Annotated in this window: 22 protein-coding genes; 7 read left to right on the top strand and 15 right to left on the bottom strand. The window is 73.4% G+C overall.

The genetic code is table 11. The annotated features are described in order from the left end of the window. The first annotated feature begins 14 nt into the window (after positions 1-14). Positions 15-1,463, top strand: coding sequence for an MFS transporter (locus Nocox_RS24380; RefSeq protein ID WP_020540179.1), 1,449 nt, complete (start codon positions 15-17; stop codon positions 1,461-1,463). Positions 1,464-1,471: 8 nt separating this feature from the next. Here Nocox_RS24380 and Nocox_RS24375 read toward each other — a convergent pair whose 3' ends face one another. Continuing rightward, complete coding sequence (locus Nocox_RS24375) at positions 1,472-2,221, bottom strand: SDR family NAD(P)-dependent oxidoreductase (protein WP_020540180.1); 750 nt, start codon at positions 2,219-2,221, stop codon at positions 1,472-1,474. 86 nt (positions 2,222-2,307) lie between these two features. Here Nocox_RS24375 and Nocox_RS24370 point away from each other — a divergent pair, with 86 nt between their 5' ends. Then, positions 2,308-2,868, top strand: a complete 561-nt coding sequence (locus tag Nocox_RS24370; protein WP_020540181.1) for a TetR family transcriptional regulator — start codon at positions 2,308-2,310, stop codon at positions 2,866-2,868. Between the two features lie 22 nt (positions 2,869-2,890). On the opposite strand, the gene Nocox_RS24365 is transcribed toward Nocox_RS24370, so the two are convergent. The 4 genes from Nocox_RS24365 to Nocox_RS24350 form a co-directional block, all read right to left on the bottom strand. Further along, a complete protein-coding gene (locus Nocox_RS24365) occupies positions 2,891-3,163 on the bottom strand; it encodes a hypothetical protein (protein ID WP_020540182.1) in 273 nt (90 codons plus the stop codon). A gap of 129 nt (positions 3,164-3,292) precedes the next feature. Continuing rightward, positions 3,293-3,736: a hypothetical protein gene (locus Nocox_RS24360; RefSeq protein ID WP_020540183.1), complete on the bottom strand. Its 444-nt coding sequence runs from the start codon at positions 3,734-3,736 to the stop codon at positions 3,293-3,295. Beyond that, the gene (locus tag Nocox_RS24355) at positions 3,733-4,119 is read right to left on the bottom strand and encodes a hypothetical protein (RefSeq protein WP_157382728.1); all 387 of its coding nucleotides are present in this window, start codon (positions 4,117-4,119) and stop codon (positions 3,733-3,735) included. Before Nocox_RS24355 ends, Nocox_RS24360 begins: the two co-directional genes overlap by 4 nt. 266 nt (positions 4,120-4,385) lie before the next feature. Next, a complete protein-coding gene (locus Nocox_RS24350; RefSeq protein ID WP_020540184.1) occupies positions 4,386-4,838 on the bottom strand; it encodes a hypothetical protein in 453 nt (150 codons plus the stop codon). Positions 4,839-5,160: 322 nt separating this feature from the next. Between Nocox_RS24350 and Nocox_RS24345 the strand changes: the two genes are divergently transcribed. Then, positions 5,161-6,768, top strand: coding sequence for an alpha/beta hydrolase (locus tag Nocox_RS24345; RefSeq protein WP_020540185.1), 1,608 nt, complete (start codon positions 5,161-5,163; stop codon positions 6,766-6,768). A gap of 1 nt (position 6,769) precedes the next feature. On the opposite strand, the gene Nocox_RS24340 is transcribed toward Nocox_RS24345, so the two are convergent. Beyond that, positions 6,770-7,414 (bottom strand): class I SAM-dependent methyltransferase, encoded by a 645-nt coding sequence (locus Nocox_RS24340; RefSeq protein ID WP_020540186.1) that lies wholly within the window; start codon positions 7,412-7,414, stop codon positions 6,770-6,772. A gap of 115 nt (positions 7,415-7,529) precedes the next feature. On the opposite strand from Nocox_RS24340, the gene Nocox_RS24335 reads away from it, so the two are divergent. Together Nocox_RS24335 and Nocox_RS24330 are read left to right on the top strand one after the other, a co-directional pair. Continuing rightward, positions 7,530-8,132 (top strand): TetR/AcrR family transcriptional regulator, encoded by a 603-nt coding sequence (locus tag Nocox_RS24335; RefSeq protein ID WP_020540187.1) that lies wholly within the window; start codon positions 7,530-7,532, stop codon positions 8,130-8,132. 648 nt (positions 8,133-8,780) lie between these two features. Then, positions 8,781-9,932: a S41 family peptidase gene (locus tag Nocox_RS24330; protein WP_020540188.1), complete on the top strand. Its 1,152-nt coding sequence runs from the start codon at positions 8,781-8,783 to the stop codon at positions 9,930-9,932. A 29-nt stretch (positions 9,933-9,961) separates the two neighbouring features. Here Nocox_RS24330 and Nocox_RS24325 read toward each other — a convergent pair whose 3' ends face one another. Next, on the bottom strand, positions 9,962-10,768 hold the full coding sequence (locus Nocox_RS24325; RefSeq protein ID WP_020540189.1) for a peptidoglycan recognition protein family protein: 807 nt from the start codon (positions 10,766-10,768) through the stop codon (positions 9,962-9,964). A 131-nt stretch (positions 10,769-10,899) separates the two neighbouring features. Continuing rightward, entirely contained in the window at positions 10,900-11,892 is a 993-nt protein-coding gene (locus tag Nocox_RS24320) for an NAD(P)-dependent alcohol dehydrogenase (RefSeq protein WP_020540190.1), read from the bottom strand. Positions 11,893-12,056: 164 nt separating this feature from the next. On the opposite strand from Nocox_RS24320, the gene Nocox_RS24315 reads away from it, so the two are divergent. Next, positions 12,057-12,716: a DUF2306 domain-containing protein gene (locus Nocox_RS24315; protein ID WP_020540191.1), complete on the top strand. Its 660-nt coding sequence runs from the start codon at positions 12,057-12,059 to the stop codon at positions 12,714-12,716. Here Nocox_RS24315 and Nocox_RS24310 read toward each other — a convergent pair. From Nocox_RS24310 to Nocox_RS24300, 3 genes are all read right to left on the bottom strand, one after another. Beyond that, a complete protein-coding gene (locus tag Nocox_RS24310) occupies positions 12,706-13,305 on the bottom strand; it encodes a LuxR C-terminal-related transcriptional regulator (RefSeq protein ID WP_246649892.1) in 600 nt (199 codons plus the stop codon). The genes Nocox_RS24315 and Nocox_RS24310 overlap by 11 nt on opposite strands. A gap of 71 nt (positions 13,306-13,376) precedes the next feature. Next, entirely contained in the window at positions 13,377-14,531 is a 1,155-nt protein-coding gene (locus Nocox_RS24305; RefSeq protein WP_020540193.1) for a sensor histidine kinase, read from the bottom strand. Positions 14,532-14,558: 27 nt separating this feature from the next. Further along, positions 14,559-15,053 carry a hypothetical protein gene (locus Nocox_RS24300; protein WP_020540194.1) on the bottom strand — a complete coding sequence of 165 codons (495 nt, stop codon included), beginning with the start codon at positions 15,051-15,053 and terminating at the stop codon, positions 14,559-14,561. Between the two features lie 2 nt (positions 15,054-15,055). Between Nocox_RS24300 and Nocox_RS24295 the strand changes: the two genes are divergently transcribed. Next, the gene (locus Nocox_RS24295) at positions 15,056-15,610 is read left to right on the top strand and encodes a hypothetical protein (protein ID WP_020540195.1); all 555 of its coding nucleotides are present in this window, start codon (positions 15,056-15,058) and stop codon (positions 15,608-15,610) included. Here the strand turns inward: Nocox_RS24295 and Nocox_RS24290 are convergent. The 4 genes from Nocox_RS24290 to Nocox_RS24275 form a co-directional block, all read right to left on the bottom strand. Beyond that, positions 15,540-18,026 (bottom strand): LuxR C-terminal-related transcriptional regulator, encoded by a 2,487-nt coding sequence (locus Nocox_RS24290; protein ID WP_157382730.1) that lies wholly within the window; start codon positions 18,024-18,026, stop codon positions 15,540-15,542. The two genes, Nocox_RS24295 and Nocox_RS24290, sit on opposite strands and share 71 nt — an antisense overlap. Positions 18,027-18,107: 81 nt before the next feature. Further along, the gene (locus Nocox_RS24285; protein WP_026213736.1) at positions 18,108-19,502 is read right to left on the bottom strand and encodes an amino acid permease; all 1,395 of its coding nucleotides are present in this window, start codon (positions 19,500-19,502) and stop codon (positions 18,108-18,110) included. A 75-nt stretch (positions 19,503-19,577) separates the two neighbouring features. Further along, the gene (locus Nocox_RS24280; RefSeq protein WP_020540198.1) at positions 19,578-20,756 is read right to left on the bottom strand and encodes a glycosyltransferase family 4 protein; all 1,179 of its coding nucleotides are present in this window, start codon (positions 20,754-20,756) and stop codon (positions 19,578-19,580) included. Beyond that, positions 20,753-21,628, bottom strand: a complete 876-nt coding sequence (locus Nocox_RS24275; RefSeq protein WP_020540199.1) for a sulfotransferase family protein — start codon at positions 21,626-21,628, stop codon at positions 20,753-20,755. The genes Nocox_RS24280 and Nocox_RS24275 overlap by 4 nt, the downstream gene beginning before the upstream one ends. Between the last annotated feature and the right edge of the window lie 22 nt (positions 21,629-21,650).

The raw sequence follows: 21,650 nt of genomic DNA, 5'->3' as shown, positions 1-21,650 counted from the left end.
CGGGGGAGCGACGCATGGACGAACCGGGCACGACGCCGCGCAGCGGACTGGTCGTCGGGGTGCTGGCGGCGGCGGGCATCACGGTCTCGCTGATGCAGACCCTCATCGTCCCCCTCATCGCCACCCTCCCCGCCCTGCTGCACACCACCACCGCGAACGCCTTCTGGGCCATCACCGCGACGCTGCTCGCCGGAGCGGTCGCCATGCCCGTCTCAGGCCGCCTCGGCGACCTGTACGGCAAGCGCCGCGTCATGGTCGCCAGCGCCCTCCTGCTGTCCGCCGGCTCGTTCGTGTGCGCGCCCGCCGAGTCGCTGGTCCCCATGGTCGCCGGCCGTGCCCTGCAGGGCCTCGGCATGGGGGTGATCCCGCTCGGCATCGCCATCATGCGGGACGTGCTCCCGCCGCAGCGGCTCGGCTCGGCCATCGGCCTCATGAGCTCCTCGCTCGGCGTCGGCGGCGCGCTCGGCCTGCCCGCGGCCGCGCTCGTCGCCCAGTACGTGAGCTGGCACGCCCTGTTCTGGGCGGCGGGCGGGCTCGGGCTGCTGATGAGCGTGCTGATCCTGCTGATCGTGCCGGAGTCGCCGGTCAGGTCGCCCGGCCGCCTGGACGTGGTCGGCGCGATCGGCCTGTCGGCCGGCCTGGCGCTGTTCCTGCTGCCCGTCTCCAAGGGCAGCGAGTGGGGCTGGACCAGCGGGATCACGCTCGGCATGTTCGGGGCCTCGGCGCTCGTCCTGCTGCTGTGGGGCTGGTGGGAGCTGCGCGTGCCCGCGCCGCTGATCGACCTGCGCACCTCCGCCCGCCGCCAGGTGCTCATGACGAACCTGGCCTCCATCGTGATCGGCTTCGCCATGTACGCGATGTCGCTCATCACCCCGCAGCTCCTCCAGCTCCCCGCCGCCACCGGCTACGGCCTGGGCCGCTCGATGGTCGAGGCCGGCCTGTGGATGGCGCCCGGCGGGCTGGTCATGATGGCGATCTCGCCTGTGGCGGCCCGGCTGTCGGCGGCGCGGGGGCCGAAGACGTCCCTGCTGCTCGGCGCGCTCGTCATCGCCGCCGGCTACCTGATGGCCCTCGTCCTCATGGGGCACGCCTGGGGGATCCTGATCTTCTCGTCGGTGGTGGCCGCCGGGATCGGCTTCGCGTACGCGGCCATGCCGTCGATCATCATGGCGGCGGTCCCGCGTACCGAGACGGCCGCCGCCAACGGCCTCAACAGCCTCATGCGCGCGATCGGCACCTCGTCGGCCAGCGCCGTGCTCGGCGCGGTGCTGGCCAACATGACGATCAAGGTCGGCCCGGCGACGCTGCCGTCCGAGGCGGGCTTCCGCACCGGGTTCGTCATCGGGGCGGGCGTGGCGGTGCTGGCGGCGCTCATCGTCACCACGATCCCCGGCCGCCGCGCCGCCGCCCGCCACCTCGCCGGCGCTCCCGCCGGCCTGGACGAGGAACTGCCCGCCCGCTGAAGCGTCCCTTACCCGGCGGACCAGCCGCCGTCCACGGGGACGATCGCGCCGTTGACGAACGAGGCCGCCTCCGAGGCCAGGTACAGCGCGGCGTCCGCCATCTGCTCCGGCTGCGCCATGAGCTCGCCCAGGGCCAGCACCGGCGACAGGCGGGCGGCTCCGGCCGGGTCGAAGGTGGCCCCGTCGGCGATGTTGGTCGCGGTGGGGCCGGGCAGGATGGCGTTGCAGCGGATGCCGTCCTTGGCGTACGCCCAGGCGACGCTCCTGGTCAGGCCGATGAGCCCGTGCTTGGAGGCGGTGTAGGCGGCTCCGGCCGCGCCGCCGCGGATGCCCGCCTCGGAGGCGGTGTTGACGATCGCGCCCCGGCCCTGGCGCAGCATGTGCGGCAGCACCGCGTGGGTGACCAGGAACGCGCCGGTCAGGTTGACGCGGATCACCCGCTCCCACACCTCGGGGCTGATGTCGGCGGGCAGCGCCATGGTGTCGAGGATGCCGGCGTTGTTGCAGAGCACGTCGATCCGGCCGTACGCGCCGATCGCCGCCTCCACCAGCGCCGCGACCGACGCCTGGTCGCCGACGTCGGCGGTGACGGCGAGCGCGGCCTCGCCGACGAGGGCGGCCGTCTCCTCGGCCCGCGCCCGGTCCACGTCGGCGGCCACCACCCGGGCGCCGGCCTTGGCGAAGGCCACCGCCATGGCCCGGCCGATCCCCGACCCTGCTCCCGTGACGAGGGCGACCCGGTCGTCGAATGCGTTCATGAGCCTGTCCTTACGTCGGGCGGGCGGGCCTTCCTGGAGGGTGCTCGCCTACCGGACATCTCTGTCCGGTTGTTACGATAGCCCTCATGCCGGTGCCGCGTCGACCGAACAGAGGACCCAGCGCCGCCGCCGAGAACCGCGCCGCGCTGATCACCGCCGCGCGCCGGGTCTTCGCCGCCGAGGGCTACGGCGCCCCGCTCAGCTCCGTCGCCCGCGCCGCCGGCGTCGGCCAGGGCAGCCTCTACCGGCACTTCCCCGACCGCGTCGCGCTGGCCATGGCCGTGTTCGAGGAGCAGGTCGCCGCCCTGGAGTCGCTCGCCGCCGAGCCAGGCAGCACCATCGACGACCTGCTCGCGGTGATGACCGAGAACGCCGTCGCCTCGACCGCGTTCATCGAGCTCGTCTCCCGGGCCTCCGCCGAGCCCGACCCGCGCATCCTCGGCCTGCGCGAGCGCGTGGTCGGCCTGCTCCAGGGCGTCCTCGACGACCCCCGGCGGGCCCCCCGCATCCGCCCCGGCGTCTCGGCCGACGACCTCGTCCTGATCTTCGGCATGATCGCCGGCGCCCTCGCCCACATCCCGGCGTCCCAGCGCCACGCCACCGTCCGTCGCGCCTGGTCCCTGCTCCGCGAAGGCGTGGAGCTCTGACGCGCCGCTCAGCCCGCGCCGGTCAGCCTTCCCTCGGCGGTCGAGCCTTCTTCCTGCTGAACTGCACGGCGAGTACGACGATCAGCCGGCACTCGACGGCCAGGAGCACCACCGCCACCAGCCCTGACACGGCGGTCGTCTCCTCCTCGGAAAGCCCGCCGACACATTCCGTCAGATTGCCGCCTTCGTACGGGGAAGCACACCCGTGCCCCAGGACGAGGTCCACGACGAACCAGTTGGCCAGCAGAAGCGGCGCTGCCAGCAGGACGAGGAGCAGCGCGATGCGGCTCGCCACTGTCTCAGATCACCCACCATCTCCGGTATGAGGACTCTGCCCTTCTGAGTCCGTTCCCGGCTCGATGATGACACTCATCAGCCCCTGAGGTCTGCTCCGGACGTCCGTGCATGGAAGCGGGGCGGAAACCTAGCAGGTGACTAGTTGTTCCATCGCCTTGGCCGTCTCCCCGGCGATCTCGACCCCTTCGCGCAAGCGTTCGAAGACGGCTTTCATCAGCCCTTTCCGGGCGATCGTGGAGGAATTGACCTGAGAGCCTGAACGTACGCGCGCGTCGATCGCCAGCACGGCCATCACGTCTTTACCGGCGAACGCGCTCTCGAACAGGCGGACGAAATCGTCGCCCTCTGCCTCTTGCAGGAGGCGCGCCTCCGCCTCGCTCACCTCGGCGTAGATCCAGACGTTGCCGACCATTGCGTGGCCCTCCACGCAATCGAAGACGAACAGCTTCCGTCCTTGCCTCACCAGGCCCGATGTCGGCATGTCGTACCGGTCGAAAATCTCGATGGACTCGGTCGTGGGTGTAGGCAGCCAAGGTCGCTCTCCGATCCTCAGCTGGATCAGGTCGCTCACAGTTGGCCTTCCTTCCATGCTTTCGACTCGAAGCAGTCATCGAACCTCTGACTGTCATCATCAGTCCAGGCTCGGTTGCCGTCCAGTGGCATAACGGACACATGACCGGGGATCTTCCTGGTCGGGGAGCGCCATACACGAAAGCCTTCGCTGCGGAGTTTTCCCACGCGAGCGTGGCGCACGCCATCGCCAGGTAAGGCGCTGCCCGCTCGCCTGCGATTGACGGTCGTCGCTGCCTCGTCTGGGGTCAACTTGCCCGCGAGAAGCGAGAGTTCTTGAGGGTCCTCATGAATAAAAGGTCGACACTTGAAGGGCTTTCCTCCGATAGGGGCATGGATCGTCCCGAATTGGCTGACCCAGTCATCGTCGTCGAGATCATCCATAATGCTGCCTGCTTATCGAGGGGGTGGCGCGGATTCAGACTGTAACCACCTCGTGCCTCGCGCGCAGCTCTACCAACCGGTAACGCATAAATGAAGCGTCTATGGCATTCCGTTATGTTCCTCGGCAGGTGTTTGGTGATGAATGCCAACTAGGGGAGAATGTGAATAGGTTTACGTTTTTTGGCCAGGTGACGTGCGACGGCAGAAGCCGAATCAGCATGGTCTTCTGCCGTCGTACGTCATTCAGGAGTTCGGGAGCGGGGTCGTCAGTTGTACGGGTTGTCGTAGGTGAAGCCGCTGCGGTGTTCCTTGTAGACGTTGTTCGGGAAGCTGGAGCCGACCAGCTCGAAGCGGACGTTCTGGACGACGGCCCCGTAGGTGACCTCGGCCGAGTGCGGGGAGGCGAAGCCGGAGTAGAAGCACCAGGGGACGGTGGTGGAGGGGTTCCAGAAGAGGGTGTCGTGGACGACGCCGTTGACGTAGATCCTCACGTACGGCGCCTGGAAGCTCGAACGGCGGCACAGCACCAGCGAGTAGGTGTACCGCGTGTTCCCGTCGTCGAAGGCGACCGTGCCCTCGACGCGGGCGAGCTGGGTGCCGTCGCTCGCGTTCACCTGCAGGACGATCGGGCTCGGGGGTCCGTACGCGGCCTGTGCCGGGGTGAGCGGCAGCAGCGCGACGGCGATGGCGGCGAGCAACAGCGCGATGCGGCTTCGCATGCACGTCCTCCTGATGGGGGAGAAGGGCGGGTCCACTCGCGGCGACATTATGGTTGAACGCGCAAGCGGTCCGGCGCCGGTGTCATCCGGCCGGGCACGAAACGGGCCGCGGGAACGCCCCTTTTCGCGGGCCGCGCCGCCCACCAGCCCGGCGACCGGCGCGCGTCCTGCCGGGGCGGATGAAAGTTTCACCCGGCCAGGGGCAGGACGTCCATGACGTGGTCGTGGCCGCGCCAAGGCGCGGGAAACCGCCGGACGCCGGGGCGGGCGGGTCGCCAGGATGGCGTCGCGCGGCGACCGGCCGCCTGCCCGAGGAGCGTGCATGATCTTCAGGAGATTCGCGGTCATGACCGCCCTGGTTCCGCTGACGGCCACCACTGCGGCCGCCACCCTGGCCGCCCCGCCCGTGGGGGCGGACGCGGGGCGGCCCGCCGCTCCCACCGGCGAGGAGCTCAGGTGGACGCGGTGCCCGGCGCCGGCCCCCGCCCAGGGGAACGGCGGCCGGCCGGCACCGCTGCCCGACGGCACCGCGTGGGAGTGCGCGACGCTGAAGGTGCCGCTGGACCACGCCCGTCCCGGCGGGGAGCGGCTGCCGCTGGCGCTCGTCCGCGCCAGGGCCAGGCCGGGCGAGGGCGAGCGGCGGATCGGCTCGCTCGTCCTCAACTTCGGCGGCCCCGGCGACTCCGGCGTCTTCACGCTGCCGGCCATGGCCAGGAAGCACTACCTGAAGCTGCACCGGCGCTACGACCTGGTCAGCTTCGACCCGCGCGGCGTCGGCCGCAGCGGCGGGGTGCGCTGCCTGGACGGGCGGGCGTTCGACGCCTGGCGGCGCCTGGACGGCACCCCCGACGGCCCGGCCGAGGAGCGCGCCCTGACCGGCGGGTTCCGCGCGTACGCCGCCGCCTGCGCCCGCCACGCCCGCGCCGTGCTGCCGTACGTCGGCACCGAGAACGCCGCCCGCGACCTCGACCTCCTGCGGCAGGCCCTCGGCGAGGAGCGGCTGCACTACTTCGGCATCTCGTACGGCACCAAGCTCGGCGGCGTCTACGCCCACCTGTTCCCGCACCGGGTGGGCCGGATGGTGCTGGACGCCGTCGTGGACCCCACCGAGAACGCCGAGCAGGTCGCCCTGCACCAGGCGAAGGGTTTCCAGCGGGCGCTGGGCAACTTCCTGCGCGACTGCGCCGGGCGGCGCGGCTGCCCGGCGGCGGGCGGCCGGCCCCCCAGGCGGAAGGGCGCGGAACAGGACACCCGGCAGGCCCAGCGGCTCCGGCAGGCCGAGCGGCGGATCACCCGGCTGATCACCCGGCTCGACGCCCGCCCGCTGCCCACCGCGGGAGGGCGGCCGCTCACCCAGACCCAAGCCCTGTACGGCGTCGCCGCCGCCCTCTACTCCCGCGAGTTCTGGCCGTACCTGCGGCTCGCGCTGCGCTCGGCGATCGAGGACGGCAAGGGGGACCTGCTGCTGTTCTTCGCCGACGCCCTCCACGGCCGGGGCGACGGCGGCCGCTACACGAGCCTGCAGTCCGCCAACGCCGCCGTGAACTGCGCGGACTCCAGCGACCGCTACACCGCCCGGGACGTGCGCGCCCGGCTGCCGAAGTTCCGGGCGGCCTCGCCGGTCTTCGGCGAGCTGCTGGCCTGGGGCCTGCTGCAGTGCGCGGACTGGCCGGTCGCCGGGGCGGCGCGCGGCTTCGACGTGAGCGCCCCAGGCGCGCCGCCCATCCTCGTGGTCGGCACCACCGGAGACCCGGCGACCCCGTACGAGGGCGCGGCCACCATGGCCGAGCGGCTGGGCGTCGGCGTGGAACTCGTCCACCAGGGCGAGGGCCACGGCGCGTACGGCGCGGGCAGCGCCTGCGTGGACGGCACCGTGAACCGTTTCCTCCTGGACGGCACGGTCCCGGCGAACCACACCACCTGCCCGTGACTCACCCGTCCTTGCGCGCCCGGACGTAGGACAGCGGGAACGGCAGCTCCCCCTCGGCCTCCACCGTGAACCCGGCGTCCGGGATCAGCGTGCCGAGCAGGTCACGCGGGTCCTGCCGCATGGCCGGGCCGGACAGCAGCCCGACGAGCCGCCGCGCCGCCCGGCCCCGCGGCGGCCGGAACTCGGCGATGAGCAGCCGCCCGCCGGGCCGCAGCACCCGGTGCATCTGCCGCAGCGCCTCGGGCCGGGCCGCGGCGGGCATGTGGTGCACGGCGAGGCTGGAGACCACGACGTCGAACGAGCCGTCGGGGAACGGCAGGTCCTGCCCCACGCCCTCCACGTAGTCGCAGTTGCGGGGAGCGCGGCGGCGGGCGTGGTCGACCATCGCGGGCGACGGGTCCAGCCCTGTGACGTGGCCGTCCGGCCCGACGACCGGGGCGAGGACGCGCGTGAGGTAGCCGGTGCCGCAGCCGACGTCCAGCACCCGGTCACCGGGCCTCGGCCGGGCCGCCGCGGCCACCCGGGTGAACGCGGCCCGGCGCCCCCCGCCGAAGCCGATCGCCGAGAGGACCTCGTACGCGCGCGGATGGTCGATCGTCTGACCCTTGTCGGCATGGCCGTGGCTGAGCAGCTTCCCCAGGCTCATGATGACCCCTTCTCGTGGCGAACAACCTGTTCACTATGGAATCGTCCGTTCATAATGGCGGGAGGTCAACGAGCAGATCGGCCACCGTGTGCCGTAGCGGACAGGAGGCGGGGAAGTGTCCGGAGACCGCAGGGTGCGGCGGACGCGGCGGCTCGTCCAGGAGGCGCTGGTGGCGCTGATCCTGGAGAAGGGCTACGACGCGGTCACCGTCACCGACGTCATCGCACGCGCCGACGTGGGCCGCTCCACCTTCTACGCGCACTTCGCCGACAAGCAGGACGTGCTGTTCAGCAGCCTCGACGAGCTGTCCTTCCTGCGTCCGGCCCCGGTGGGGGAGGGGGGCGGGCTGTTCGCGTTCAGCCTGCCGATGTTCGAACACGCCCGCGAGCAGCGGCGGCTCGTCCGCGCGCTGCTGGGCCGGGGCGGCGGCGGCAACCGGGTCGTGGCGCGCGGCGAGCGCCTGCTCACCTCGATCGTCACGGACGAGCTCCTGGCCGCGGGCGCGCGGCCCTCGCCCGCGCTCGACCTGCTGGCGACCTGCGTGGTGGGGGCGTTCATGGCGCTGCTGCGCGCCTGGGCGGACGGCGAGACCACGGCCACGCCCGCCGAGCTGGACGCCGCCTTCCGCGCCGCCGTCGAGCCCGGCGCCCGCGCGGCCCTCGACCAGACACCGGCCCACCAGGGACGGCCCGCGGACCAGCCAGGACCCTGGGGCTAGGGAAACCCCTAGGGCGGCACCCGATGCGCGCGGCCCGTCCCCGGTGCCAGGCTGCGGAGGTCCGAACAGGCTCCGAGCAGTCCGACGGCGTGGTCGGGGAGCCCCCGCTCCTCCCGTGTCCGCGGACGGGGACGGGTGTGGAATGACCGAGGCTTCCGAGGCCATGGACAAGCGGCTCGCCGGATCGGTCGAGCTGCGGGACTTCCTGGACAGGGCAGGAGCGCTGACCCTGGCCGACCGGCGCGCGCTGGTCGCGCAGGCGCTGGTCCTCATCGAGCAGAACTACGTGCACCTGCCGCTCAAGGTCGCGATGCACGCGGTGAACCCCGTCCAGCGGCTGCGGCTGCTGGCGCTGCGGCTCGGCCGGCAGAGCGAGGCGGCCATGGACCCCGAGTGGCGCTTCCACGCCGAGCTGGCGCAGATCTTCCACTCGGTACGCGACCTGCACACCAACTACCTGCTGCCGGAGCCGTTCTCCGGCCGGATCGCGTACCTGCCGTACCAGATCGAGGAGTACCACGAAGGGCAGGAGCGGCACTACGTGGTCGCCCGGGTCGTCGCGGGCTTCGCCGCCCAGGGGTTCGGGCCCGGCGTGCGGGTCACGCACTGGAACGGCGTCCCGATCGACCGGGCGGGGTCGCGGAGAACGTGCCGCCGTTCGTCGACGCCGACGCGCTCACCGCCGCGGCCGTCGCCCAGGGCCTCGACCTCGGCACCGACGAGATCGGCCGGGCCGTCAAGCTGCTCTACGTGCCCGAGGCGATCACGGCGGCCGAGTCCACGGACGCCGCCGCGCTCACCGCCGAGCCGGCCGAGCCGGGCGCGGCCGTCCCGACGTCGATGCCGTCGGTGTTCCGGGCGCGCAGCGTCACCACCGCCTCGGGCACGTTCGGCCACCTGCGCGTGTTCACCTTCAACGTGCAGGACCCGGACGGTTTCGTCCGCGAGTTCGTGCGGCTCGCCGGCCTGCTGCCGCAGGACGGGCTCATCGTGGACGTGCGCGGCAACGGCGGCGGCCACATCCACGCCGCCGAGTTCATCCTCCAGACGCTCACGCCCCGCCCGATCACCCCTGAGCCGACGCAGTTCATCACGTCGCCGCTCAACGTGCGCATCTGCGCCCAGCACGAGCAGGACCCCACGGGCCAGATCGACCTCGGCCCCTGGTGCCCGTCGATGAACCAGGCCCTGGAGACCGGCGCGGTCCACTCCGGCGGCTTCTCGGCGACCGACATCTTCGCCGCCGGGTTCCAGGACCACGGGATCGGGCCGGTGCTCGGCGTCGACGACAACACCGGCGCGGGCGGCGCGAACGTGTGGACCCACGCCCTGCTCAAGCTGCTGCTGGAGCTGCCCGAGCCGGTCCAGGACAGCCCGTACCGGGAGCTGCCCGGCGGGGCGAACATGCGGGTGGCGATCCGGCGCACGCTGCGGGTGCACGACCGGGCCGGCACGCCGGTCGAGGACCTCGGCGTCGTGCCGGACGAGCGCCACCGCATGACGCGGCGCGACGTCCTCGGCGGCAACGCCGATCTGCTGGAGCACGCGGGACGGCTGCTCGCCGCGCTGCCCGCGCGCCGCCTGGAGGTGCGGATCGCGGACTCGGGGGACGAGCTGACCCTGCGCACCCACCTGCTCGACCGGGCCGACGTCTACGTGGACGGCCGGCCGCGGGCGTCGGCGGACCTGACGGGGGAGAGCGTCACGGTGCCCGTGCCGGGGGCCGGCGCGGCCCGCACCGTCCGGGTCGAGGGCTTCCACGAGGGCGTGCTCGCCGCCGCCCGCACGATCGTCCGCTGACCGTCCGAGGGGGTCCGGCGGGGGCGGGGTCAGACCCGCAGCAGCGGCGGCCAGGTCTCCGGGCCGACGACGCCGTCCGCGCCGAGCCCGCTCGCCTGCTGGAACGCGCGCACCAGCGCCACGAGGCCGTCGTCGGCGACCGTGGACTCCAGCCAGGCGCGCAGCCCGCCGGGGACCTCGGCGTACGCGTCCGGGGGCACCTGCCCCCGCGCGAACAGGCAGCCGCGCACGGTCTTGACGTCGTAGTTGTCGTCGCCGAGCCGGATCACCGGCAGGTTCCTCACGATCTCCTCCGTCCAGAAGGCGTCCTGGCCGCCCTTGACGATGGCGGCCACCGACGCCCTGAAGTCGTTCATGTCGATGGAGTGGGGGTCGGGCTTGGCGGTGTTGACCTCGCGGTGCGCCCTGACCCGCGAGGCCGGCAGCCCGAACTCGCGGCACAGCTCCGCGCACAGCCGGACGTAGGACTCCCGCTGCGCGGCCGGCCAGGGCTGCGTCCCGTTGTTCTCGGCCTCGATGCCGAGGGAGCTGGAGTTGTCGTGCCAGGGCGAGGTCGAGGGGGCGTTGTGCCAGCAGCGTCCGGCGGCGATCACGTAGATGCGGCCGGAACGGCCGAGCCCGAAGTGCGACAGCGGGCCGCCGAGGCCGGGCCGCCCGTCGCGCACCACGGCCAGCGACGGGTAGTCGCCGCCGCCGGCCGGGCCGGCCGTGTGGTGGCAGACGACGCCCTGCACCTCCGGCTGCGGCCCGTGGCCCCGGGTCCGCCACCCGGCCACCTCGGTGACCGGGCTGCCGGTGCGGCGGGCGACGTCGGCGAGCTGGGTCAGGAACGGCATCAAGGACTCCCATCGCTGTCGTGCGTCCCGTGCGGTTCCCTAGAATGCCCGATGAATCCGGGATTATGAGCGCCGTCCCCGCCCCGGCTCCCGGCCGTGCGGGCTGACCCGCGGGCATCCGTCCGCGGCGGTCACGACTCCGCCACGGTGACGACCACCTTGCCGCGCGCGTGGCCCTCCTCCTGGTAGCGGACGGCCGCCGGGATGTCCCCGAACGGGTACCGCCGGTCGATCACCGGCCGCACCTCGCCGGCGTCGATGAGCTCGCCCAGCGTGATCAGGTTGCGCCGGGTCTCCTTCCACGGGCCGTTGGTGATGGCGACCTGGTGCGGCAGGAACGGCGCGACCGCCAGCGTCCCGAACATCCGCCCCATCGGCTGCAGCCACCGGCTGCCCCGCCCGCCCACCTGTACGTGCCGCCCCTTCGGGCGGATCAGCCGCCGGTAGGCCCGCCCGGGGTGGCTGCCCGCGATGTCGACGACCAGGTCGAAGCGGCGGCCGAGACCGAGGACGTCCTCCTTGGTGTAGTCCGCCACCTCCTCGGCGCCGAGCGAGCGCACCAGGTCCAGGTTCGCCGGGCTGCACACGCCGGTGACCCTCCCGCCGAACGCCCGCGCGAGCTGCACCGCGAACGTGCCCACGCCGCCGGAGGCGCCGTTGACCAGCACCCGCTGCCCCTCCTCCAGTCCGCCGTCGTCCCGCACGGCCAGCAGGGCGGTCTGCGCCGCCATCGGCACCGCCGCGGCCTCCTCGAACGACAGCGTCCGCGGCTTGGGCGCCAGGTCGGCGACCTTGACGGCGGCGTACTCGCCGAAGCCGCCCCCGCCGGACATGGCGTACACCTCGTCGCCGGGCGCGGCCTCGGTCACGCCGGGGCCGATCTCCTCGACGACGCCGGCGACGTCCGCGCCGAGGATCGGCAGGCTCGGCCGGAACAGGCCGGGGCCGCCGGGCATGAGGCGGGCCAGGCGCGGCTCGCCGCGCATCAGGTGCCAGTCGAAGGGCTGGACGGACGTGGCGCGCACCCGTACCAGCACCTCGCCGGGGCCGGGCACGGGGCGGGGCAGCTCGGTGAGCGTCAGGGCGTCGGGGGAGCCGTAGGAGTCGAGGACGAAGGCCTTCATCGGGGCGCTCCTCGCGTCGATGGGGATGATTGACCGCCAGTGTGAGCGCCGCCCGCGGCCCGGGTAACCGCCGAAAGTACGACCTTCCCGGTGGCCTTTGGGACGCCGCGATCAGGGCCGAAGCGCCGATGAGCCGCCCCCGCCCCGGCCGCCACCATCGAGGCATGACTCAGGCATCCGTCCCCACCGGCTCAGCGGGGCGGCGCGCGTCCCGGCTCGTGCCCGCCGCGCTGATCGCGCTCTCCGTCGTCCCCCTGGTGGCCGGCGCGCTCCGGCTGTCCGCCCTGTCCGGCGGCCCGGACGTCATGCCGGACGGCGCCCGCTTCGCCGCCGTGCCGGTGCCCGTCGTGGCGCACATCCTGGCGGCGACCGGGTACACCGTGCTCGGGGCCTTCCAGTTCGGCGGACGCCGCCCGCCCGCCCGGCATCGGCTGATGGGGCGGATCCTGGTGCCGCTCGGGCTGGTCGTGGCGCTGTCGGGCGTGTGGATGACCCTCATCTACCCCCGCCAGGACGGCGACGGCGACCTGCTGGCCGGCTTCCGGCTCGGGTTCGGCTCGCTCATGGCGGCCGCGCTCGTCCTCGGCCTGGCCGCCGTGCTCCGCCGCCGCCACGCCCGCCACCGCGCCTGGATGATCCGCGCCTACGCGCTGGGCCTCGGCGCGGGCAGCCAGGCGCTGATCCTGGGCGTCTGGACGGCCGCCGCCGGCGGCGACCCCACGGGCACGACGCGGGCGCTGCTGCTGGGCGCCGGATGGGCGGTCAACCTGGCCGTGGCCGAAGGGCTGATCCGCCGCAGGACGGGCCGCCGGGTCAGCGCCTGACCCGGTCGGTCTCGTAGGCCCACATCGCGATCTCGACCCGGTTGCGCACGCCGAGCTTGGTCATGAGGCTGGCCACGTGGCTCTTGACCGTGCTGAGCGAGATGTGCAGCTCGGCGGCGATCTCGCTGTTGGTCCGGCCGCGCGCCACCGTCGCCAGGATCTCCTCCTCCCGCTCCGTCAGCGCCTCGACCGGCTGCGCGGGCGGCGCGGACGGGGCCGACCCGGCGAACGCGCCGAGCAGCCGGGCGGTGACATTGGGGGCGATGAGCGCGTCGCCCCTGGCCGCCGCCCGCACCGCCTGCGCCAGCAGGTCGGGGCCCGCGTCCTTCAGCAGGAAGCCGCGGGCGCCCGCCCGCAGCGCGGCGTAGACGTATTCGTCCAGGTCGAAGGTCGTGATGACGACCACCGCGACGGGGTCGGCGACGTCCGGGCCGGCCAGCAGGCGGGTCGCCTCGATGCCGTCCAGGGCGGGCATGCGGATGTCGAACAGGCAGACGTCCGGGCGCAGCCGCCGGGCCAGCTCGACCGCGCGCCGCCCGTCGCCGGCCTCGGCGACCACCTCGATGCCGGGCTGGAGGTCGAGGATCATCCGCAGGCCGGTCCTGGCGATCTCCTGGTCGTCGGCGACGATCACCCGGATGGGGCTCTGGTCCTGGTCGGTCACGTCGCCGTCCCCGTTCTGGGCAGGACGGCGGTGACGGTCCAGCCGCGGCCCGGGTTGGGGCCCGCCTCGCAGGTGCCGCCCAGCAGGCCAGCGCGTTCGATCATGCCGATCAGGCCGTACCCGGCCGAGGAGATCTGCCGGGCCACGACGCCGTCGCCGTCGTCGGTCACCCGCAGCCGCACCGCCGCGTCGTCGGCCGCGACCCGCACCTCGATGCGGGTGGCGTGCCTGGCGTGCCGCCGGGCGTTGGTGACCGACTCCTGCGCGATGCGGTAGATGGCCGCCCCCACCGACGGCGGCACGCCCGCGACGTCGCCGGAGATCCGTACGTCCACGGCCGGCCCGACCTTCGCCCGGCCCGCCAGCTCGGCCAGGTCGCCCAGGTGCTTGCCCGGCGTCAGCTCGGCCGGCTCGTTGCGGCGCAGCACGTGCACCATGGTGCGCATCTCGGCCAGCGTGCGTGACGCCTCGGCCTCGATCACCCGCAGCGCGTCGGCCGCGGCGTCCGGCTGCTCGGCCGCCGCCGCGGCGAGGCCCGCCTGCGCCCTGATCGCCATCGCCGAGACGTGGTGGGCCACCAGGTCGTGCAGCTCGCGGGCCAGCTGCTCGCGCTCCAGCAGCTTCACCTGGTCCAGCTCGCGCGAGCGCGCGCCCGCGCGGAAGCGCGTCGCGACGCCCAGCCCGAGCGCCGCCGACGCGACCGCCAGCCCCGCCACCAGGTCGCCCATCGCGAGCCGGCCCTGCGCCGCCGACAGGCCCAGCGCGACCAGCGCGACGCCGAGACCGGCGACCGCCTCCCGCCCCGACCCCCAGCGGAACAGCGCGTAGACGAGGATCAGCACGAACGCCGTCGTGTACGTCTCGACGTCCTGCCCGCCCGCGCCCAGCGCCGCGACCCCGCTCACCACGAACGCGGTCACCAGCATGAGCAGCGGCTTCTGACGCCGCCACAGCAGCAACGGCACCAGCACGACGGTGACGGCCACCGCGGGCACCCGCCACGGCAGGTCCGGCCGCAGCACGCCCTCCAGGACCGCCACCGGCACGAGCACCGCGACGAGCGCCCAGTCCCGCCAGACCCGCCGCGGCGCGCTGGGCGCCCGCGGCTCGTTCCACACCGAGCGCCCTAACGAGCGGATGAGTCCGCGCACGCCCTCATCGTACGGGTTTACCCCCGTTCACCGCCCTGGCTGGACGTGCGTGATTCCCACGCCGAGGAGGTCGGCCACCGCGCGCAGCTCGGCCAGGCGGTGGCCGGTGCCGAGGGCCCAGTGGTGGGAGATGCCGCTGGCGCTCCAGGCGTCGGTCCACTCGCCCGGGTCGCAGCCGAAGTCCACCCGCGAGGTCGTGTTGCCGATCTGCAGCAGCGGCCCCTCGACGACCTCGCCCTCCGACACCACGAAGCCGAAGCCGCCGTCCCGGTCCTGGCGCAGCCCGAACGCGGTGACCGGGCCGCGCGTCACGTCGAACTCGACCGAGACGCCCCAGCCGCGCTTGCCGTGGTAGACGCCGAGGCCGCGCAGCAGCGGGCGCCGGGAGCTGATCGCCAGGTGGGCGGGGCCGTCGTGGCCCATCTCGACGTGGCCGCGGGCGAAGTCGAGCGCCTGCAGCTCGGTGAAGGAGCCGCCGCCGCCCAGCCGGTCCATGATCAGCATGGCGAGGGAGATGCGCACCCGTGCCGGCCGTGCCGCAGCGCGGCGCGCACCCCGGCCGCCTTCACCCAGCGGCCGATGCGCTCTGCGACAAGCTCAAGAAGGCCGGCGTCGTGCCGATCGCGCTTGGCGCGCAGACGCCGTGGGTCACCCAGCTCATCACGTACGCGCTGGTGCTCTCCACCGTCCAACGCCAAGGACCCCACCTTCGACGACAGGCAGCAGGCCGGGCAGGCCGCCTTCGCCGGCTCCGGCTGGGCCCCGGCGGTGAGATCACCACGCGCGGCTTCGACTACCTGTCCGCCGAGGCGTGCGCGGTGCTGCTCGACCGGGTGCACGGCGAGTTCGAACGGCGGATCGGGCACTGGTTCGGGCGGGTCGTCGCCGGGTCGTTCCAGGACGAGCTGCCCGAAGAGGCGTTCTTCCGGCCGCTCGCCGCCTGGCACCGGCGGCACGGCCTCTTGAACGGCTGCGACCAGCAGGACCCCGCCCGCGCCGGGTGGCAGGTCACGCGGGGCTCGCCTCCGGCGGCGGGCCCTGCCCGGCGGTCCAGGCCGCGATCTGGGCCCGGGAGGTGAAGCCGAGCTTGCACAGGATGTGCTCGACGTGCGCCTCGGCGGTGCGTTGCGCGATCACCAGGGTGGCCGCGATCTCCTTGTTGCTCATGCCCCGCGCGACCAGCGCCGCGATCTCCCGCTCGCGGCGGGTGAGCGGCGAGTCCCCGCCGGTCCGCTCGGCGCGGGCCGGCGGCTTCTCGCGGCCGGTCGCGTACGCGGGCACGTCGTCGGGCGGCAGCTCCACGCCCTTGCGGAAGGCGGCGGCGAACGCGCGGGCGCCGAGGCGTTCGCGCGCCAGCGCCTCGGCCGCGTCGTGGTAACCGGCCAGGTAGCCGAACAGCGGCCCGCCGAACGCCCGCCAGCTCTCCTGAGAGGCGCCGAGCAGCGTGGCGGCCCGCTCGGCCGAGGTGTCCGCGGTCATCCAGGCCAGCGCCTCGACGCAGAGCGCGACGCCGAGCCGGTCGTCGAACGGCTGCTTGAGCCGGATGGCCTCGTGCTCCATCTCGATCGCGCGGGCCGGGTCGCCCTGCCGCCAGGTCTCGATGCCGAACATCCACAGCGTGTAGGAGCGGAACCAGTGCTCGTGGCGCGCCTCGCACCGCGCCAGGCACTCCTTGAACCGGGCGGCGGCCTGGTCGTCGTCGCCGAGCAGGCCGTGCGCGGTGGCCAGGTACATCAGCGCGTTGACCACGCCGCTCTCCTCGCCGTCCGCGCGGTGGCCGTCGGCGGCCTCGCCGAGCAGCGTCACGGCCTCCTGGAGGTCGTGCCGCATCAGCGCGGCCAGGCCGGCGACGTAGGCGACGGGCGCGGCCGGCGGCGGGTCGGGCAGGGCGCGGCCCAGCTCCCGGCACTCCCGCAGGAGCGCGTCCGCCTCCTCGAAGTCGCTCTGCAGCACCGCGAGCCGGGCCTGGACGCACAGCGCCTCGGCCCGCTCGGGCTGCGGCTCGGGCGCGGCGGCCAGCAGCCGCCCCAGCCATGTCCGGCCCTCGCGCAGCGCCCCGGCCGCGATCCAGTGGAAGCAGAGCGCCGTGGCGAGCACCAGCCCGTCGCGGGTGGCCTCCGGCCCCGGCGCGTACGGGACGGCGGACGGCACGGCGGACGGCACGGCGGACGGCACGGCGGACGGCACGGCGGACGGCACGGCGGACGGCACGGCGGACGGCACGGCGGACGGCGCGGAGTGCGGTGGGGAGGGCAGGGCGGAGTCCAGGGCGGTGCGCAGGTTGCCGTGGTCGGCGCGCAGCCGGGCGAACCAGGCGACCTGGTCGGGCCCGTACCAGTCGCGCCGGGCGCGCAGGGCCAGGTCGCGGAAGTAGGCGCGGTGCCTGGCCCGCAGCTCCGCCTCCTCGCCCGACTCGCGCAGCCGCTCGCGCCCGTACTGGCGGATGGTCTCCAGCAGCCGGTACCTGACGCTCTGCCGGTGCTCCTCGCGGGCCAGCACCGACTTGTCCACCAGCCCGCCGACCAGGTCCATCACGTCGTCGGGAGCGATCCCGCCGCCGGAGCACACCTGCTCGGCCGCCTCCAGGTCGAGCCCTCCGGAGAACACCGACAGCCGGCTCCACAGCAGCCGTTCCTGCTCGGTGCAGAGGGCGTGGCTCCAGTCGATGAGCGAGCGCAGGGTCTGCTGGCGCGGCATCGCGGTCCTGGCCCCGGTGGTGAGCAGCCGGAAGCGGTCGTCCAGCCGCTCCAGGAGCTGCTCGACCGACAGCGACCGCAACCGTACGGCCGCGAGCTCGATCGCGAGCGGGATGCCGTCCAGCCGGCGGCAGACGCCTGCGACGGCCTCGCGGTTGGCGTCGGTGATCTCGAAGCCGGGCAGCACGGCCCGCGCCCGTTCGGCGAACAGCCGCGTCGCGTCGGTCTGTCCGTCCGCCCGCGTCCCGGTGGCGTCGGGGACGGCCAGCGTCGGCACCGGCAGGACCTGTTCGCCAGGGACGCCGAGCGCCTGCCTGCTGGTGGCGAGGATCCGCAGGCCGGGCGCGGCGCGTACGAGCCGGTCGGCCAGGGCCGCGCAGGCGTCCAGCAGGTGTTCGCAGTTGTCCAGGACCAGCAGCGTGCGCCGGTCGCGCAGGTGGGCGGTCAGCACCTCGGCGGAGGGCCGCGACGGGCTGTCCTGGATGCCGAGCGCCGCCATGACGGTCGCGACCAGCAGCTCGGGGCTCTCCAGCGCGGCCAGCTCCACCAGCCACACCCCGTCGTGGTACGCCCTGCGCAGGTCGAAGGCCGCCCGCAGCGCCAGCCGCGACTTGCCGACGCCGCCCACGCCGGCCAGGGTGACCAGCCTGCTCTCGCCCAGCAGCCGCTTGACCTCGGCGAGCTCCCGCCTGCGGCCCACGAAGCTGTTCAGCTCGGCCGGCAGCGATCCGGCCGGTGACATGGTCTGCCGGCCGTCCGGTCCCAGTGTCAGCCCGCTCTTCCGCGTAGCGATGGTCATGATGGAAGCCCCCACGCACCAGGCTATGCCTCGACCCTTTTCGTCCGCCTTTGTCTTGGTATGGGGATGGCAAAACCCGGCTCAGCCCCGGTTCAGCGCCGAGTGGCGCCGGCTGTAGGCGAGGTAGACCACGAGCCCGAGCAGGAACCACACCGCGAAGCGCAGCCAGGTCAGCGGTGCCAGGAACGTGATCAGCCAGAGGGAGAACACCACGCCGATCGCCGGCACCACCGGCATCCCCGGCGTCCGGAACTCCCGGTGCAGGTCCGGCCGCCGGTAGCGGAGCACGATCACCGCCGCGCACACCACCACGAACGCCAGCAGGATCCCGATGTTGGTCAGCTCGGCCGCCTCCCTGATCGGCAGGAACCCGGCGATCAGCGCCGAGGCCACGCCCACGATCCAGGTCACCCGCGAGGGCACCCGCCGCACCGGGTGCAGCCGGGCGAACCAGCCGGGCAGCAGCCCGTCCCTGCTCATCGAGTACCACACGCGGGTGACGCCCAGCATGAACGTGAACATCACGGTGAGGATGCCGACGATGGCCCCCACCGCGATCAGCCCCGCCAGCCCCCGCAGCCCGACGGAGGCGAACGCCGAGGAGAAGCCGCTCTCCGGGTCGATCTCCCGGTAGTTCTGCATGCCGGTGAGCACCAGCGTGGCCAGCACGTACAGGACCATCGAGACGGCCAGCGAGTAGATGATGGCCTTCGGCATGTGCCGCCGGGCGTCGCGCGACTCCTCGGCGGCGGTGCTCATCGCGTCGTAGCCGAACACCGCGAAGAACACCGTCGCCGCGCCGGTGATCGCCCCGCCGATCCCGAACGGGAAGAACGGCGAGTAGTTGGCCGGGTCGATGAAGAAGAACCCGACCACGATCACCACCAGCACCACCGCGACCTTGATCGCCACCACGGACGTCTCGAACCGGGCGGCCGTCGTGATCCCGCGGTTCAGCAGGAAGGCGATGAGCAGGCACAGCAGCACGGCGAACAGGTCCACCACGTGCCCGTCCCCGGTGCCGGGCGCGCCCAGCATCCAGGCCGGCAGCCGGAGGCCCAGCTCCTGCACCAGGAAGCCGAAGTAGCCGGAGATGCCGATGGCGACCACCGCCACGATCGCGGTGTACTCCAGCAGCAGGTCCCAGCCGATGAACCAGCCGACGATCTCGCCGAGCACCGCGTAGCCGTAGGTGTAGGCGGAGCCGGCCTTCGGGATCATGCCCGCGAACTCCGCGTAGGAGAAGGCCGCCGCCGCGCTCGCCACCCCGGCCAGCAGGAACGACACCAGCACCGCCGGTCCGGCCGTCTGGTTGGCCACCGCGCCGGCGAGGGCGAAGATGCCCGCTCCGATGATGCCGCCGACGCCGATCGCGGTGAGCTGCCACAGCCCCAGCGACCGGGACAGCTCGCCCTCGTGCTCCTCCGCGATCTGTTCGACCGGTTTGCGGCGGAACATTCCTTGTGACGCGGCCATGGCGACCTCCTGAGCACCCCGTCGGTTCTCAGGAAGGTCCTTTCCCGGCTCGCCCCAGGCAAGCCCCGGGTAAGGTCAGCGCGTCTTCCCGAAGTCGGCGGGGACCGGCCGGCCGCGGCTCAGCAGCATGAACAGCTCCTCCCAGAGCGGCATCACGACCTCCGGCGTGTAGGCGTGCGCCGTCGCCGCCGCCGCCGCGCCGAGGCGCGCCCGCAGCTCGCGGTCGCCCATGAGCCGGCCCAGCTCCTCGCCCAGCCTCTCCACGTCGCGGGGCGGCACCAGGACGCCGTTCTGGCCGGAGACCAGCACGTCGGCGGGCCCGGTCGGGCAGTCGAAGGCGACCACCGGCAGGGCGTGGCCCATCGCCTCGATCATCGCCATCGGCAGGCCCTCGATGCGCGAGCTGAGCGCGTAGATCGACGCCCGCGCCAGCTCCTCGTGGATGCGGTCGCTGCGGCCCATCAGCGTGATCCGCCCGGCCATGCCGGTCTCGTCGATGCGCCGGCGCAGCTTCTCCTGCGAAGGCCCGGTGCCGAAGATGCGCAGCCGCCACTCCGGATGCTCCTCCGCCGCCGAGGCGAAGGCCGGGATGAGCATGTCGTAGCCCTTCTGCGGCACCAGCCGTCCCGCCGCGATCACCACCGGGTTGCTCTGGTCGGAGTGCTCGCGGTGGTCCATGTGGACGGCGTTGGGGATGCGCACGATGGGCGTGTCGTCGAGGATGTCGAGGTACTCGGCGCGGCTGGTCTCGGTCAGCACGGCGACCGCGTCGAAGCGCCCGTAGTGGCGGGCGATCTGCTCCCGGACGGCCTCGTGGTAGGCGGCCAGGTTCATGTGCTCCTGCGCGACCCGGATGACCTTGCGCGAGGCGCGGCGGGCGGAGATCAGGTTGAGCGCCGGGCGGGTGGTGACGAGGATGCCGTCGTCGAGGGAGGACACGTAGTCCATCACGGCGGCCTCGACGCGCTCGGTGAACCACTCGGCGGCGAACTCGCCGTACGGGACGATCTTGCCGCGCGCCCGCCGCCACACCTTGCGCACCAGGGAGTCGGCCGACACCCCGTCGCGCTGGTCGACCAGCGCGGACAGGCGCACCCGCGGGTCGATGGCGAACTGCGGCTTGCCGCGCCGGCGCACCACGCTGACGATCTCCACGTCGTGGCCCGCCTCGGCCATCGCGTTGGCCTGGTTGACGACCGTGCGGATGGTGCCGCCCATCCCGTACGCGTGCAGCAGCATGTAGCGGATCCTCACGGGAGGTACCCCCACGTGCGCGCCATCCCCTTGAGGACGTCGGGCACCTCCTCCGGGCCCGGCAGCTCGCGGCCCGGCTGCACCTGACCTGAGCGGATCTTGTCCTTCCAGTCGCCGAGCCCCTTGGTCACCACCTCGGGGGTGCCGTAGTTCAGCATGGCGGGCTCCCACGCGATGGCGAGGAAGTCGCAGATCCCGCGCAGCGTCCGCTCCGGGTCGGCGGTCAGCTCCTCGTAGCGCACGGTCAGGCCGGGCAGCGCCTTCCTGGCACGCTCCACGGCCTTCATGTAACGCAGCGCGTCCTTCGCCGCCTCCTCGGGGGTGCGCCGGTCCGGGCTGGCCTCGTGCCAGGAGGTCGCGATCGAGGCGGGATGACGCAGCAGGAACACGAAACGCGCGTCCGGCCAGCAGGCCGCCAGGCGCTCGTAGGCGAAGGCGTTGGCGGGGGTCTTGTCCACGACGTACCGCTTGCCGCTGCGGACCAGCTCGCGGTGGAGCACCCGGTCCCACAGCAGGTGCTCCAGGTCGGCCTTGTTGTGGCCGAGCGCGTCCATCGCCTTCTCCGCCAGGCTCGTGCCGAAGTCGACGCTCAGCCGCCGGACGTGCAGCTCGTGCGGGGCGTGCAGGTCGGGATGGGAGTTCAGCATCGAGCGCAGCAGCGTCGAGCCGGACCGCACGGGCGAGATGACGAACACGGGCGCCCTCAGCAGGCGGTCCGCCTCGGGGTCCGCCGGGGGGCGGAACGAGGCGTCGGCGGCCTTCTTGGCGGGCACGACCGGCTTGGCGGCCGGGCCTGAGGTCTTGGACACCCGCTCGATACGCAGGCCCGCGTGCCTTTCCAGCGCGGTGGTGATCTTACGCTGCCACTTCATGGTGGGGGAGGGTACTTACCTT

The organism is Nonomuraea coxensis DSM 45129 (assembly GCF_019397265.1).
Taxonomy (GTDB): Bacteria; Actinomycetota; Actinomycetes; order Streptosporangiales; family Streptosporangiaceae; genus Nonomuraea; species Nonomuraea coxensis.
The sequence above is the reverse complement of the archived record's forward strand: the minus strand, read 5'-3'. Positions and strand labels throughout refer to the sequence as shown.